We start from the raw sequence: 15289 nt of genomic DNA on the forward strand, positions 1-15289 counted from the left end.
CGCCCGTGGACCGGCGGGGTAAAGCCCGGCATAATTTCCGCAGGCACCCCACGGGGCCGCTGGTTCACGAGCACGGCACACGATAAGGTCGAAGGATGACCACATCCCCCCGATTCATCCACCTGCGCGTCCACTCAGCCTATTCGCTGCTCGAAGGTGCGTTGCAGGTCAAGAAACTGCCCGAGATGGCCAAAGCCGCAGGTATGCCCGCGCTGGCCGTCACGGATACCTGCAACAATTTCGCCGCGCTGGAATTTTCCGAGGTCGCGGCAAAGGCCGGCCTGCATCCGATCATCGGCACGCAGTTCCCGCTGGCCTATGCAGGACCGCCCCGACCGGGTGAAAAGCCGGTGGAGCCTCGCTCGATCGTATTGCTGGCGCAGAACGAGACGGGCTGGGAAAACCTGATGCAGCTCAATTCGTGCGCCTATCTGGAGAGTGGCGATCTGCTGCCGCACCTGACGCTGGAGGAGTTGGCCCGACATTCGGACGGGTTGATCTGCCTGACCGGCGGTGCGCTGGGCCCGCTGGGGCAACTGATCCGCGATGGTCACGCACCCAGCGCCGCGATGCTAGCCGATCAACTGGCCGACATGTTCCCCGACCGGTTGTACATCGAACTGCAACGCCACCCCGTCGGAGACGCGACCCGGACACAGGAGGAATCCGCCAGCGAGCCCGGACTGGTGCAACTCGCCTACGCCAAGAACCTGCCGTTGGTCGCCACCAACGACGTGCACTTCCCTGTCAGAGAGATGTACGAGGCGCACGACGCTCTGCTCTGTATCGCCGATGGCAACTATGTCGATCAGGCGGAGCCGCGCCGCCGTCTGACCGAAGAACATTATTTCAAGAGCGCGGATGAGATGGCCGCCCTGTTCGCGGATCTGCCCGAAGCGCTGGAAAACACCGTCGAGATCGCCCATCGCTGTGCCTTCCGCGTGACGACACGCGATCCGATTCTGCCGAAATTCGCCGATGATGAAGTGGACGAATTGCGCCGTCAGGCGAACGAGGGCCTGCAAAACCGCCTCGCCGTGATTCCCCACGCCGTCCCGGTCGAGGAATACCAGAAACGTCTCGATTTCGAGTTGGAGATTATCGAGGGGATGGGCTTCCCCGGTTACTTCCTGATCGTTGCGGACTTCATCAAATGGGCCAAGGATCACGACATTCCCGTCGGTCCGGGCCGGGGCTCGGGGGCGGGCAGTTTGGTCGCCTACGCCCTGACCATCACCGATCTGGATCCCTTGCGCTATTCCCTGCTGTTCGAGCGGTTCTTGAATCCCGAACGGGTGTCGATGCCCGATTTCGACATCGATTTCTGCATGGACCGGCGTGAGGAGGTCATCCGCTACGTCCAGCAGAAATACGGGCGCGACAAGGTCGGGCAGATCATCACCTTCGGCGCGCTGCTGTCCAAGGCGGCGGTGCGCGACGTGGGCCGCGTGCTGCAAATGCCCTACATGCAGGTGGATCGCTTGTCCAAGCTGATCCCGGTCGAGGGGGTCAAGCCCGTCTCGATCCAGCAGGCGCTGGTGGATGAGCCACGACTGAAGGAAGAGGCCAGGCAGGAGGAGGTCGTCAACCGCCTGCTGACCATCGGTTCGGCGCTGGAGGGGCTGTTGCGCAACGCCTCGACCCACGCGGCGGGCGTGGTGATCGGGGACCGTCCGCTGGACCGGCTGGTGCCGCTGTTCAAGGATCCCCGCTCCGACATGCCGGCCACCCAGTTCAACATGAAATGGGTCGAACAGGCGGGGCTGGTGAAGTTCGACTTCCTCGGCCTGAAAACCCTGACCGTGATCCAGAACGCGCTCGACCTGCTCAAGGGGCAGGGCACCCCGTTGATGGATCCGCCCGAGGGCGACGACAACGCCAGCAAGGCCCGGCGCGCGGCGCTCGAAATCAATCCCTACGACATCTCCGCCATCCCGATCGACGATCCGCTCAGCTACGAGCTCTACGCCTCGGCTCAGACGGTGGCGGTGTTTCAGGTGGAAAGCTCAGGCATGCGCGACGCCCTGCGCCAGATGAAGCCCACCTGCATCGAGGATATCATCGCGCTGGTCGCCCTCTACCGTCCCGGCCCGATGGAGAATATCCCGACCTTCTGCGACGTGAAGAACGGGCGCAAGGAGCGTGCTTTGCTGCACCCCACCGTCGATCATATCTTGGATGAGACGCAGGGCATCATCGTCTATCAGGAGCAGGTGATGCAGATCGCGCAGGACATGGCCGGCTATACGCTGGGCGGTGCCGACATGCTGCGCCGCGCGATGGGCAAGAAGATTCAGGAGGCGATGGACGCCGAGCGCCCGAAATTCCTGGCCGGTGCTGCCGAAAACAACGTGGATCAGGCCAAGGCGCAGGAGGTCTGGGACCTGCTGGACAAGTTCGCCAATTACGGTTTCAACAAATCCCACGCCGCCGCCTATGCCGTGGTCAGCTACCAGACGGCATGGCTCAAGGCGAACCACCCGGTCGAATTCATGGCCGGCGTGATGAATTGCGACATTCACCTGACCGACAAGCTCAGCATCTACAAGCAGGAGATCGACCGCCTGAAAATCGGTCTGATCCCGCCCTGCGTGAACCGCGCCGAGGCGACGTTCACGGTCAAGGACGGGCAGGTCGTCTACGCCCTGGGCGGTCTGAAAAACGTCGGGGTCGAGGCGATGCGCCTGATAACGGATGCGCGGCGGGCGGACAGCGCGGACAAGCCCTTCCTCGACCTGTTCGACTTCGCCCGCCGGGTCGATCTGAAACGGGTGGGCAAGCGCCCGCTGGAAATGCTGGCCCGTGCCGGGGCGTTCGACCTGCTGGACGCGAACCGGCACAAGGTCTTCGCCAGTCTGGACAAGCTGGTGGCTTACTCCGCCGCCACGCATGAGGAAAAGAACTCCAGTCAGGGTGGTCTGTTCGGTGACGCGGGTGAGGATTTGCCCGCGCCGCGCCTGCCCATGCCCGAAGATTGGCTGCCGACGGAACGCTTGGCGCAGGAGCATCAGGCCATCGGTTTCTACCTGTCAGGCCACCCCCTCGACGATTATATGCCGCCCCTGCGGCGCAAGCGCGTGATGACCTTGGCGGACGTCACGGCCAAGGCGAAGGGCGGGCCCGTTGCTACGAAACTGGCCGGCACCGTTTCGGCCAAGCAGGTGCGCAAATCGGCGCGGGGCAACCGCTTCGCCTTCGTTTCCTGCTCGGACCCGACGGGCCTCTACGAGGTGACCGTGTTCGGTGACACGCTGGAACAGGCGGGCGATCTGTTCGATGTGGGCCAGAACATCGTGATGAGCGTCGAGGCCACGATGGAGGGGGACAGCCTGAAACTGCTCGCGCGCGGTGTCACCTCAGCCGAGGATATCGTGGCGGAGGCCGGAACCGCCGGTCTGAAGATCTATCTCAACGATCAGGACGCCCTCGGCTCCGTCGCCGCGCGTCTGGCCGACAGCGCCACGGGCCCGCGCCGGGGCAGGGGGCCGGTCAACCTGATCCTGCAACACCCGGACTTGCCGGGCGACGTGGAGATCAGGCTCAAGGACGAATACCGCGTCACGCCGCAGATCAAGGCGGCGATCAAATCGGCGCAGGGCGTGGTCTATGTGGAGGAATTCTAGCTCCGTCGGGATCGGCTAAACGAAATATCGGAAGGGGCATATCGCGCCCCTTCCAAGTTCGCACGGGCAGGGAGGACTCCGTACCGCTTCACCTTGGCCGGAAAAACCCTGCGATACGGTTAATCATGCGCAGGGGCAGACACCTCACAGCACCCGAACCGCTAGAAAACCGCGCGATAGATTTCGAGCGCGTCCGCATAGGCCACTTCACGCGGATTGTTCACCAGAAGGCGCGTTTGCTTCATGGCATCACGGGCCAGACCTTCCAGATGATGTTCCCCGACACCGACATCGCGCAGGGTCGTGACCAGCCCTATCTCTGGCGCGAGCGCACGAAATCCGTCGGCCAGCGTAACCCCGTCCTCGAAGAGGATCCGCGCCAATTCATCATATGGCTCTGAGGCCTGAGGAGCATTGAATGCCAGAACTTCCGACAGGACGAGGCAGTTGGACAATCCGTGCGGCACATGAAACTGACCGCCCAGCGGATAGGCCAGCGCATGGACCGCCGCCACCGGCGCGTTGGCAAATGCCTGCCCGGCGAGGCAGGAGCCCAATAGCATGGCGCCGCGCGCGTCCGCATCATCGGGATGGCTGCACACGCGCTTGATATTGCCCCCCAACAGCCGCAAAGCCTCTCGCGCGAGAGCGTCCGAAACCGGGTTCTTTTTCAATTTCGAGGTATAGGCCTCAATCGCATGAACCATCGCGTCCACGCCCGTCGCCGCAGTCACCGAGCGGGGCAGCCCAAGGGTCAGATCAGGATCGAGCAGCGCAATGTCCGGTAGCAGAACCTCACTGACCACGCCCATTTTTTCCTGCGTGCGCGTCGTCAGGATCGAAATCGGCGTAACCTCCGATCCCGTGCCTGCCGTCGTCGGCACAAGAATCAACGGCAACCGCGCGCCGGTGACATTTCCCACGCCGTACATTTGCGCCAAAGGCTGAGAACTGCACAATCGCACGGCGACCAGCTTCGCGATGTCGAGCGAAGATCCCCCACCGATCGACACGATTCCGTCGCACCCGACAAGCTGCTTCAGCGCATCCTCCAACATATCCTCGGTCGGATCAGGACTGGTGCCGTCATAGATGCTCACCTTCAACCCCGCAGAGTGCATTGATTTTTCAGCGGATTTCGTGAGGCTCAGCTCCCTCACCGTGCGGTCTGTCACCAGGCCCACATGCTGCACGCCCAATTCTGCTGCAAGGGCACCCAGCCGATCCGACGCTCCTGCCGCAAAGACGATCCGTCCTGTCGTTGAGAAGGTAAATTCCTGCATGTCGTAGGCTCCCTGTCCGCAGATACGACCCTCAAGACTGATCGCAGCTTTCTGAGGGCATTTTCCACTTGCAGCCCCGTTCCGCCACCACTAATAACCCCCTGACCTGTTGGGGTGTAGCCAAGCGGTAAGGCATCGGTTTTTGGTACCGTGTATCGTAGGTTCGAATCCTACCACCCCAGCCAGGCTTTCCAAGCCATTGTAATTATTTAGAGAAACGGCTTTTCGCCATCCACATCCTCTCACTGCGATAGATGGGTGTGATTCACTTGTGCGATACGCCCGCTTTCAGTTCTAAGCAACATGATCCTTTCGGCTCCATCAGGAGCCTAGAGAATGAGATTGCAGACCCGGTCCATCGCCGCGGTGCGGTCTATGTCTGCCGACGTCGTATTCCATCGAGCAATACCCGTGAATTAGGCGACTCAGTGGGCAGCAGGTCACGTGTTGCCGCGCTTTCAGATGCGATTGCGTGCTATCGGAGCGCGTCATGGCTTCGTCACGTAAAAAGTGGACATTGCGCGTCGGCCTTGCATTAATGCGGCAACTTCAAATCAAAGGAACTTATCATGGGTACGAAATCCGGCTTGCTGACCACGACGGTTTTGATCACGGCGATGTCCGTAGCCGCTGCCAATGCGGAAACGCTGCGTTTGCTGACCTGGGGCGGGTATGCACCTGATGATGTGATCGAGATGTTCGAGGCGGAAACCGGTCATTCTGTCGAGGTGACGACCTCCAACAACGAGGAAATGATCGCGAAGCTGCGGGCCACGAATGGCGGCGGTTTCGATCTGGCGCAACCCAGCCAGGATCGCATTACCAGCGCGCAGGAGGAGTTCGGCATCTACAAGCCGATCGATATGTCACGTGTCGATGCCGAGCAGTTCATCCCTTCGATGCTGAGCGCGACCGCGGATAACACCACGCTCGACGGTGAGGTTTATGGCCTGCCGCATGTCTGGGGCACCAGCGGCCTGGTGGTGAACACTGCCGAGGCGGGCGATGTGACGGATTACATGGACCTGTGCGATGAGGCGGTCGCAGGCCGCGTGTCGTATCGGTTGAAGCGGCCGACGCTGATCGGCTTTGCCTATTCGATGGGGCTTGACCCATTTGCGGCATATGGCGACACCGACAGCTATCAGGCCATTCTGGATGAGGTCGAGCAGACGTTGATCGACTGCAAGGACAACGTCAAAACCTATTGGGATGGCGGCGACGAGATCAAGAACCTGCTGCGGTCAGGTGAGGTGGTCGCGGCGATGGCATGGGACACGGGCGGCTGGCAGTTGAACGCCGACAACCCTGATATCACCTTCGTCGCGCCCGAGGCCGGTGCCCTGGGCTGGATCGACACATTCGTCCTGCCGGCGCGCGGTCGGGCGGATGATGCGGCTTACGACTGGATTAACTTCGTGATGCGCCCTGATATAGCGGCGATGATCACGAACACCGCAGGTAACTTCACCGCTGCCGTCGGTGGCGACGAAGGTGTCAGCGCCGAGTTGAAGGCCCGCTATCAGGGCAGCTTCGATCAGGCAGCGATCGACAACATCAAGTGGTATCCGCCGGTTCCTGCCGGGTTGGAAACGCTCGAAGGTGCCGCGCTGGACCGGATCAACGCCGCGAACTGAGCGATCCGAAAATATGATGACGGGAAGGGCGCAATCCGCGCCCTTCTTCGTTGAATGAAAGACACTGCACATGCCCGCAACCCCCGACCTGCAATGCATCGAACTAACCAAGGATTTCAGCGATTTTCGTGCTGTCGATCAGGTGAGCTTCGATGTTCCCCCCGGTTCCTTCTTCTCGATCCTGGGCCCGTCCGGGTGTGGCAAGACAACCTTGCTGCGGATGATCGCGGGGTTTCAGTTCCCCACCAGCGGCGATCTGAAGATCAAGGGCAAGTCGATGATCGGCGTTGGGCCGAACAAGCGTCCGGTCTCGATGGTGTTTCAACATCTGGCGCTGTTCCCGATGATGAATATAGGGGAGAATGTCGGCTTCGGCCTGCGACAGCGCGGCGTGAACAAGACGGAGATCAAGCAGCGGGTGGAGCGTGTGCTGGACCGGGTCGGCCTGCCCGGCATCACCGAACGACAGGTCAGTCAGTTGTCCGGCGGGCAGAAGCAGCGCGTCGCCATCGCGCGGTGCATGGTGCTGGAACCGGACGTTCTGCTGCTGGACGAACCGCTGGGCGCGCTGGATCTGAAGCTGCGCGAGCATATGAAGATCGAGCTGAAATCGCTGCAATCAGCCTTCAACACCACATTCGTCTATATCACCCATGACCAGTCCGAGGCGTTGGTGATGAGCGACAAGATCGCCGTGATGAACAAGGGCCGTTTCGACCAGATCGGCACGGCGCGCGAATTGTACTACGACCCCAACAGCGCCTTCGTGGCCGGCTTCGTCGGGGATGCGAACCGTTTCGAGGGGAAGATCACCGCCGTGAACGGGGACGCCGTGACGATGGTTACGGACAACGGATCGCACCTGAAGGCCTGCACGATCACGGAGCGTGTGACCAAGGGACAGCACGTACAGATCTTCATCCGGCCCGAGGCGATCCAACTGACGCTTGAGGCCGTTGCGGATGCTGACGAGTACACGATCGAGAGCGTTCTGTTCAACGGGGCCAACAGCCTGGCCATCCTGCGCGATCCGGCCACGGGTGATCTGCTCAACGTCACGCTGCCGCAAACCGGGGCGTTTCTGGGATTGGGCAAGGGCGACAGGGTTTATGCGCGATGGGAACCGGAGCAGGCCAGATGCTATCCGGGCGAGGGTCGCTAGGATGACCTCGGACAGATCGAAACTGGGATTCTACCTGCTGCTGGCGCCGCTTTTGCTATGGCTGGTGCTGCTGATCATCCTGCCGCATATCGGACTGTTCTTCGTGTCCATAAGTGAGAAGGTGGGTGTTCGGGAGTACGAGACGGGCTTGGGCAACTACGCTGTCTTTTTCAATGAGCCGCTCTATTGGCGGACATTCGCACGCACCGCGATCATGTCGATTTCGACCACCGCGCTGACACTGATACTGGGTTTTCCCATCGCGTATTACATCGCGAAGATGACGCGCGGGCGCACGAAGACCACCTTGTTCCTGATGTGTCTGATCCCGTTCTGGGTGTCCGAACTGGTGCGCACATTCGGGTGGATGATCCTGTTGCGCGAAACGGGAATTGTGTCCAATGCGCTGCAATATCTTGGCCTGACGGCGGGGCCGGTCGAGTTTTTGTACAATGACGCGGCGATCATGGTGGGGTTGGTCTATACCTCGATCCTGTTCATGATCGTACCGCTGGTCACTACGCTGGACAGCCTTGACGACAGCATGATTGAGGCGGGATACGATCTGGGCGGCACCGGCGTTTCGATCCTGCGTGAGATCATTATTCCCCACGCAATTCCCGGCATCGTTTCGGGCTGCATCGTTGTGTTCATGCTGTCGCTGGGCAACTACCTGACGCCGATCCTGCTGGGGGGTAAGGACAGCCTGTGGTTTACCGGGCTGATCTACACGCAGTTCATCACACGCTTTAACTGGGAGCTCGGCTCCGCCTTCGGGTTCCTGCTGCTGGCGCTGTCCTCGGGTATCGTCTTCGTCGGGTTGAAGCTGTCGCGTCAAACCCTGTCAGAAACGATGGGGCGTTGAGATGATCCCGACCGTACCGCAATCGGGCGTTCTGAAATGGTCCTACCGGGCCTATGTGACGTTGTTCTTTGTCTATCTCGCCCTGCCGCTCAGCGTGGTGTGCGCCTTCGCGTTCAACGACAGCGTGTTTCCCTCCCTGCCGTGGGAGGGCTTCACGCTGGATTGGTTCTTTGGCGATGAGGCGCCCTTCATCGGCGTGTTCCACGAACGCTCGATCCTGCGATCCATCGGAACGTCGGCCTTTGTCGCGGTCTGGGTGGCGGGCATGGCGGTTTCCGTGGGAACCTGCAACGCGTTCCTGTTCGTGCGGCACAGCTTTCGCGGGCAGGGGGTTCTTTATATTCTGATGCTGCTGCCGCTGATTATTCCGGGCGTCATTCTGGGGATTTCGATCCTGGTCTTTTCCAGCTCTGTCGCCAACACGTTGGAGGATGCGACCGGCCTGTGGTTCGACGGTCTGCGGCCGGGGCTGATCCTCGTCATTCTGGGGCAGTTCTCGTTCATCACGACCTTTGCGACGCTGGTCATTTCCGCCCGGTTGCAGAAGTTCGATCAAAGCCTGGAGGAAGCGGCCCTGAATCTGGGCGCCACGAAATGGGGCGCGGTCCGGCAGGTCACTCTGCCGTTCCTGCTGCCCGCCATTCTGGGGGCCGGTGTCGTTTCGGTGCTGATGAGCTTTGAGAACTTCAACACGACGCTGATGCTGGTCGGGTCGGATTCGCCGCTGACCATCACGATGTTCGACAAGCTCAAGCATGGCTCGACCCCGGTCCTGAACGCGGTTTCGCTGCTGCTGATCGTCTGTTCCGCCATTCTGGGCCTTATGTCCCTGCTGTTTCAGGGGCGCGGGAGTAAGGGCTGACAGAGTGCTGGGCCGGATCGGTCCTATATATGCCGGCGTGTGGGCATGGCCTGAACTTGTCATGCCCACCCTGCCGGCCTAGTTATCGGGAATGCGCAGGTTCCTCGCCTCTCTACTGGTTTTCGCTCTGCTCCTTGCGGTGCAGATGGATGTCGTACACGCGTTGGACCAAGGGCATGGCGATATGCCCGTGTCTGTTCAAATGCCTCTGCCTGCTCAAACGGATATGCATCAACTGAATGCGGATGAGTCCTGTTGCGAGACGTCAGGCGCGCATGCGAATTCTTGCCTGAGCGATATTGCGAACCCTCAGTACACTGCGATCACCGCATCGGGAACGCGTATCGTAAGGTTCAGTCCGTTTCAGGGGCGCACGCCTGTCACGTTCAGCCCCGATGGCCCTATCGACCCTCCCAAAGCCTGATCCCTATCGAACCTGATCTGTCGCGCCGGTGGCGGGGCATCTGTAGATATGAGGATCTTCAATGACAAATCGACGAGCTTTTCTGACTCTGCTGGGCGGTGGCGCCCTGACGAGCGCATTCACACCGGCGCTGGCAAATGCCGCCTCCGCACTGCCGGGCAACGACATTCACGTGCTGGCGGCACCGGGCTGTGGCTGTTGCCATGCCTGGGCCGATCTGGCGCGATTGCTTGGTTATGACGTGACGGTGGCGGAACTGGTGGAACCCGATGCGCAAAAATCGGCGCTGGGTGTGCCGCTGCGGTTGGCCTCCTGTCATACCGCGCTGTCGGGGGGATATATCTTTGAGGGGCATGTGCCCTTCGCAGCGCTCGCCGCTGTGTTGCGGGACCGCCCTGCCATCACTGGCCTTGCCGTGCCGGGTATGCCCGTGGGGTCCCCGGGAATGGGTGACGATCCGAACGCACGCTTCGACGTGATCGCATTCGGAGGCGACGCGGCAGACGGGCGGGTGTTCTATCGCGCGGGCTCCGAAGCCCCGTTCGCGGGGTGAGCGGATGCGTATCGCAGTCGTTTCACTGGCCGCCCTCGCTTTGATCGCGGGGGCTGGCTATTGGGCCATGTCCGGTTCCGACGGTTCGTCACCGACGGTGCAATTGTATCCGGAGGACCGGCAAAGAACTGCGAACGGGCGGCGGATCTATCGGCAGTCCTGCGCCTCGTGCCATGGTCGCGAGCTGGAGGGGCAACCCGAGTGGAGGAAAGCGGGCCCCGACGGTCTGATGCCCGCCCCACCGCATGATGAGACGGGCCATACCTGGCACCATGCCGACGCGGTGCTGTTCACGCTGACCCGCGATGGGCTGGGGGCGATTCTGGGTGAAAACGCGTCCTATACCTCGGCCATGCCGGCCTTTGGCGACAGCCTGACGGATGAGGAGATCGTGGACGTGCTGTCCTATATCAAATCGACGTGGCCCGAGGATATTCGGGCAACCCATGACGACATCAATGCGCGCGCCGCGAACGGCTAGGCCGATCGTTCTGACCGGTGCGGCATTCATGACCGGTCGCTTCCACCCCAGTCGATGCGGTGGAGGCGGCCAAGTTGCCGAGCCGATGCCGCGACATACCATGAATACGAGACTCGAAATTTCATAACCGACTTTGCAAAGGAAAATACGATGTCTGGAACCGATACTGGAAAGACCGCGGAACTTTACCGCATGGTGATGCCGGAGCACACGTGCCCCTATGGCCTGAAATCGAAGGACCTCCTCGAAAGGCAAGGTTACGACGTCGAGGATCACCCGCTGACCACGCGTGAAGAAACCGACGCCTTCATGGCGAAACACAATGTCGAAACCACGCCGCAGACCTTTATCGATGGCAAGCGGATCGGCGGATATGACGATCTGGAGGTGCATTTCGGCAAGAGGGATCCGAACGCGGATGATACCAGCTATACGCCGGTCATTGCCCTGTTTGCCGTGGCGGCACTGACCGCACTCGCCTTTAGCTGGTACGCGCTGGGCACCCTGTTCGCATGGCAGACGCTGGGCTGGTTCGTCTCGATCTCGATGATATTGCTGGGGCTGCAAAAGCTGAAGGATATCGAGAGCTTCTCGACCATGTTCCTCAATTACGATCTGCTGGCGAAACGCTGGGTGCGGTATGGCTATATCTATCCATTCGTGGAGACGGGCGCGGGAATTCTGATGACGGCGATGGTCGGCATCTGGCTGGCAGCACCCGCCGCGCTGTTCATCGGCACCGTCGGAGCGGTCAGCGTCTTCAAGGCGGTCTATATCGACAAGCGTGAGCTGAAATGTGCCTGTGTGGGCGGGGATTCCAACGTGCCGCTGGGGTTCGTTTCCCTTACCGAGAATCTGGGCATGATGGCCATGTCCATCACGATGCTTATCCTGCTGTTCACCTGACGCCGGTATTGATAAGCCGGAATTGGTAACGCGGTCCGCATTCCGCTGCGGGCCGCAATGGATCGGAGGTCCGCGCCATGAGACGTCCCTATATCATGGTTGCGCCGAACGGTGCACGGCGCGGCCGGTCCGATCATCCCGCGTTGCCTGTAACCTTGCCGCAAATCGTCGCCACGGCGGTGGCCTGCGCCGGGGCAGGGGCCGATGCGCTGCACCTGCATGTGCGTGACGCTGAGGGGCGCCATTCGCTGGATCCCGGCCGCTATATCGAGACCCTGGCAGAGTTGAGCCGCGCAGTGCCAGACCTGCGCGTCCAGATCACGACCGAGGCGGCAGGCCTCTTCGACGTTGCCACGCAGCTCGATTGTCTGACCCGTGTGCGGCCTGATTGGGCGTCGATCTCGATCCGTGAAATCGCCCGCGATCCTGCCCGTGCCAGCGCGATCTACGGCACCTGCGCCGCGCAGGGCACCCAGGTGCAGCATATCCTGTACGACAGTGCCGATATTGCCCTGCTGCGCGATTGGCGGGCGAGGTCTGTCGTCGCGGCGGGGCAAACCTCGGTCCTGTTCGTTCTGGGGCGTTATACAGCGGGACAGGTCGCCGCTCCACTCGATCTGGAGGAGTTCCTGGACGCCGCGCCCGACATGCGCGACTGGATGGTCTGCGCATTCGGCCCGCGCGAACATGAGTGTCTGCTGGCGGCCGCGCGGCGGGGCAGTGACCTGCGGGTCGGCTTTGAAAACAGTCTTACGGATCGTTTTGATCGCCAACATGCCGACAATGCGGCCTCGGTCCGTGCCTTGCGCGCCGCGCTTGAAAAACAGACCAGCTAGCACGTCGCCCTTGCGACCACTGGGCGGTCGGATCGCTTGCAGCGATCTGAATGCGAAATCGGCGGCATTTGTTCACAGAGGTCTGGCGGCACTGACCGCCAGCCCCTAAAGAACATACGGTATTCAACCGACCCGAACGAACGCCCAGCATTCAAACCAGATACCGGATATGGCCCCCCCGACCGGGCCATGACACGACCACCTGAGAGTATTCGGAGATTCCATGACCAAGTTCTGTCTGACTGTCGCCTGCCCGTCCCGCCGGGGTATCGTCGCGGCCATCGCCGGTTTCATCGCGGAGCAGGGCTGCAACATCACCGACAGCGCCCAGTTCGATGACCTCGAAAACGGCCAGTTCTTCATGCGCATCAGCGCGGTAGCCGAGACGGGCAGCACGCGCGACGAATTGACCGAACGTTTTACCGAACTCGCCCACACGTTCGAGATGGATTATCTTTTCCATGATGAGATGAGCAAGATGAAGGTCGTCGTCATGGTCTCCCGTTTCGGGCACTGCCTGAACGATCTGCTCTACCGGGTGCGCATCGGTGCCCTGCCGATCGAGATTGTCGCCGTGATCTCGAACCACATGGATTATCAAAAGGTGGTCGTGAACAACGATATCCCCTTTCACCTGATCCGCGTGACCAAGGAAAACAAACCCGAGGCCGAGGCCCGCATCATGCAGGTGGTTGAGGAGACCGGCGCGGAACTGGTGGTCCTCGCCCGGTACATGCAAATCCTCAGCGATCGGATGTGCCGGGAAATGTCGGGGCGCATCATCAATATCCATCACTCGTTTCTGCCCAGCTTCAAGGGCGCGAACCCGTACAAGCAGGCCTTCGCGCGCGGGGTGAAGCTGATCGGGGCCACCTCGCACTACGTCACTGCCGATCTGGACGAGGGGCCGATCATCGAGCAGGACACCGTGCGCGTCACCCATGCGCAAAGTGCGGAGGATTACGTCAGCCTGGGCCGGGACGTGGAGGCAAGCGTACTGGCTCGCGCCATCCACGCCCACGCGCATCGGCGCGTGTTCCTGAATGGAAACAAGACGGTGGTTTTCCCGGCCTCGCCCGGCAGCTACAGTTCCGAAAGAATGGGGTGATTTCGTGGTGCGACCCGGTTTGCGCCCCTTCGCCAACTCAACCGGTATGACCCGCCGCGCGGGCATCTTGCCGATGCCAAGGGAAAGTCTGATATGAAACGTCTGGACGGAAAATCGGCTCTGATAACCGGCGCGGCGCGTGGCATCGGTCGCGCTTTCGCGCAGGCCTATCTGGCCGAGGGGGCGACGGTCGGCATCGGAGATATCGACATGTCGGCGGCGGAACGCACGGCTGGCGATCTGGGTGCCGGGGCCTATGCGGTCCATATCGACGTGGCGGATCAGACGAGTATCGACGCCGCGATGGCTTGTGTGATTGCGCAAACGGGCAAGCTGGACATTCTGATAAACAACGCCGCCCTGTTCGATGCGGCGGAAACGGTGGATATCACCCGCGCCAGCTATGATCGGCTGTACGCCGTGAACGTGGCGGGAACCCTGTTCACCATGCAGGCCGCGGCGCGCCAGATGATCGCGCAGGGTCACGGCGGTAAGATCATCAACATGGCCTCCCAGGCGGGCCGCCGGGGCGAGAGCCTCGTTCTCATCTATTGCTCCACCAAGGCCGCCGTCATCTCGATGACGCAATCGGCAGGACTGAACCTGATCCAGCACGGAATCAACGTGAATGCCATCGCGCCCGGTGTCGTGGATGGTGAGCATTGGGAGCATGTGGACGCGATGTTCGCCAAGCTGGAGGGCAAGCAACCGGGTCAGAAGAAAGCCGAAGTAGCCGCCGGCGTTCCTGCCGGTCGGTTCGCCGTGCCGGAGGATTTGACCGGTATGGCGGTCTTCCTCGCATCCCGCGATTCCGACTACATCGTTTCTCAGACATACAATGTCGATGGCGGTCAGTGGATGAGCTGACGACGGTCCTCAGGACCCGCTCATCGGGGGGCAGTGCCCGTTCGAGACGTCTCGTGAATGCCCGCCAGCAAGTCTTGCACCACCGCGTCGAAGGGCTGGTCTATATCGACGGTAATCGCATCCTCGGGCGGGGTGGGGGGCTGCAAAGTTTCGAATTGACTGGCCAACAGCGCGGCCGGCATGAAATGACCCTCCCGATTGGCAAGGCGTTTCGCGATGACTTCCGGCGATCCTTCCAAAAACAGGTAGGTCACATGTTTGCCGGCGGCCTGCGCTATTGCGTCGCGATATTGTCTTTTCAGGGCTGAACATGCGATGAGCGTCGTCTCATCGTGCTGCGCCAGCGCCTTTCCAACCTCGATCAACCAGGGGGCACGGTCGGCGTCGTTCAGTGGTTCGCCTCGTGCCATCTTCGCGATATTGCTGGCTGGATGCAAAGCGTCGCCGTCGATGAAGGTGCCGCCCAAGGCCCGCGCGACCGTCGCGCCGATGGAGGATTTGCCGCAGCCCGACACACCCATCACGACGAAGGCCCTCGCGCTCGAATTTTCGCTTCGTATGGTGTCATGGTCCTTCGCGTTCACGACTCATATCCTCCGTTCGGTCGTCGGTGTCGCTGGCTCGGATTGCTGCACAACGCACGGATCGCAATCAGATGCGCAGACTGTCATCCTTGGCGTGC

13 protein-coding genes and 1 tRNA gene are annotated in these 15289 nt (G+C 61.2%); 12 read left to right on the forward strand and 2 right to left on the reverse strand.

Features of this window, described 5'->3' with window-relative positions:
- Nucleotides 1–95: 95 nt before the first annotated feature.
- On the forward strand, nucleotides 96–3623 hold the full coding sequence (gene dnaE / locus H1S03_RS07340) for a DNA polymerase III subunit alpha (RefSeq protein WP_185803847.1): 3528 nt from the start codon (nucleotides 96–98) through the stop codon (nucleotides 3621–3623).
- A 161-nt stretch (nucleotides 3624–3784) separates the two neighbouring features.
- Here the strand turns inward: dnaE and H1S03_RS07345 are convergent, their stop codons facing one another.
- A complete protein-coding gene (locus tag H1S03_RS07345; RefSeq protein WP_185803848.1) occupies nucleotides 3785–4906 on the reverse strand; it encodes an iron-containing alcohol dehydrogenase in 1122 nt (373 codons plus the stop codon).
- Between the two features lie 110 nt (nucleotides 4907–5016).
- Between H1S03_RS07345 and H1S03_RS07350 the strand changes: the two genes are divergently transcribed.
- From H1S03_RS07350 to H1S03_RS07400, 11 genes are all read left to right on the forward strand, one after another.
- Nucleotides 5017–5091 (forward strand) — tRNA-Gln (locus tag H1S03_RS07350).
- Nucleotides 5092–5523: 432 nt separating this feature from the next.
- Nucleotides 5524–6543, forward strand: coding sequence for an extracellular solute-binding protein (locus H1S03_RS07355; RefSeq protein ID WP_249777855.1), 1020 nt, complete (start codon nucleotides 5524–5526; stop codon nucleotides 6541–6543).
- 70 nt (nucleotides 6544–6613) lie between these two features.
- Nucleotides 6614–7705: an ABC transporter ATP-binding protein gene (locus H1S03_RS07360; protein WP_185803850.1), complete on the forward strand. Its 1092-nt coding sequence runs from the start codon at nucleotides 6614–6616 to the stop codon at nucleotides 7703–7705.
- Between the two features lies 1 nt (nucleotide 7706).
- On the forward strand, nucleotides 7707–8570 hold the full coding sequence (locus H1S03_RS07365; protein ID WP_185803851.1) for an ABC transporter permease: 864 nt from the start codon (nucleotides 7707–7709) through the stop codon (nucleotides 8568–8570).
- A gap of 1 nt (nucleotide 8571) precedes the next feature.
- The gene (locus H1S03_RS07370; protein ID WP_166190079.1) at nucleotides 8572–9432 is read left to right on the forward strand and encodes an ABC transporter permease; all 861 of its coding nucleotides are present in this window, start codon (nucleotides 8572–8574) and stop codon (nucleotides 9430–9432) included.
- A 485-nt stretch (nucleotides 9433–9917) separates the two neighbouring features.
- The gene (locus tag H1S03_RS07375) at nucleotides 9918–10409 is read left to right on the forward strand and encodes a DUF411 domain-containing protein (protein ID WP_185803852.1); all 492 of its coding nucleotides are present in this window, start codon (nucleotides 9918–9920) and stop codon (nucleotides 10407–10409) included.
- Nucleotides 10410–10413: 4 nt separating this feature from the next.
- On the forward strand, nucleotides 10414–10890 hold the full coding sequence (locus H1S03_RS07380) for a c-type cytochrome (RefSeq protein WP_185803853.1): 477 nt from the start codon (nucleotides 10414–10416) through the stop codon (nucleotides 10888–10890).
- 150 nt (nucleotides 10891–11040) lie between these two features.
- Nucleotides 11041–11796, forward strand: a complete 756-nt coding sequence (locus H1S03_RS07385) for a MauE/DoxX family redox-associated membrane protein (protein ID WP_249777845.1) — start codon at nucleotides 11041–11043, stop codon at nucleotides 11794–11796.
- 77 nt (nucleotides 11797–11873) lie between these two features.
- The gene (locus H1S03_RS07390; RefSeq protein ID WP_185803854.1) at nucleotides 11874–12632 is read left to right on the forward strand and encodes a beta-keto acid cleavage family enzyme; all 759 of its coding nucleotides are present in this window, start codon (nucleotides 11874–11876) and stop codon (nucleotides 12630–12632) included.
- 223 nt (nucleotides 12633–12855) lie between these two features.
- A complete protein-coding gene (gene purU / locus H1S03_RS07395; RefSeq protein ID WP_185803855.1) occupies nucleotides 12856–13740 on the forward strand; it encodes a formyltetrahydrofolate deformylase in 885 nt (294 codons plus the stop codon).
- Nucleotides 13741–13833: 93 nt separating this feature from the next.
- The gene (locus H1S03_RS07400; protein ID WP_185803856.1) at nucleotides 13834–14607 is read left to right on the forward strand and encodes an L-iditol 2-dehydrogenase; all 774 of its coding nucleotides are present in this window, start codon (nucleotides 13834–13836) and stop codon (nucleotides 14605–14607) included.
- A 20-nt stretch (nucleotides 14608–14627) separates the two neighbouring features.
- On the opposite strand, the gene H1S03_RS07405 is transcribed toward H1S03_RS07400, so the two are convergent.
- Nucleotides 14628–15191 (reverse strand): gluconokinase, encoded by a 564-nt coding sequence (locus H1S03_RS07405; protein WP_347339215.1) that lies wholly within the window; start codon nucleotides 15189–15191, stop codon nucleotides 14628–14630.
- Nucleotides 15192–15289 lie beyond the last annotated feature (98 nt).

The sequence above is a fragment of the Pontivivens nitratireducens genome (assembly GCF_014235845.1).
Classification (GTDB): domain Bacteria; phylum Pseudomonadota; class Alphaproteobacteria; order Rhodobacterales; family Rhodobacteraceae; genus Pontivivens; species Pontivivens nitratireducens.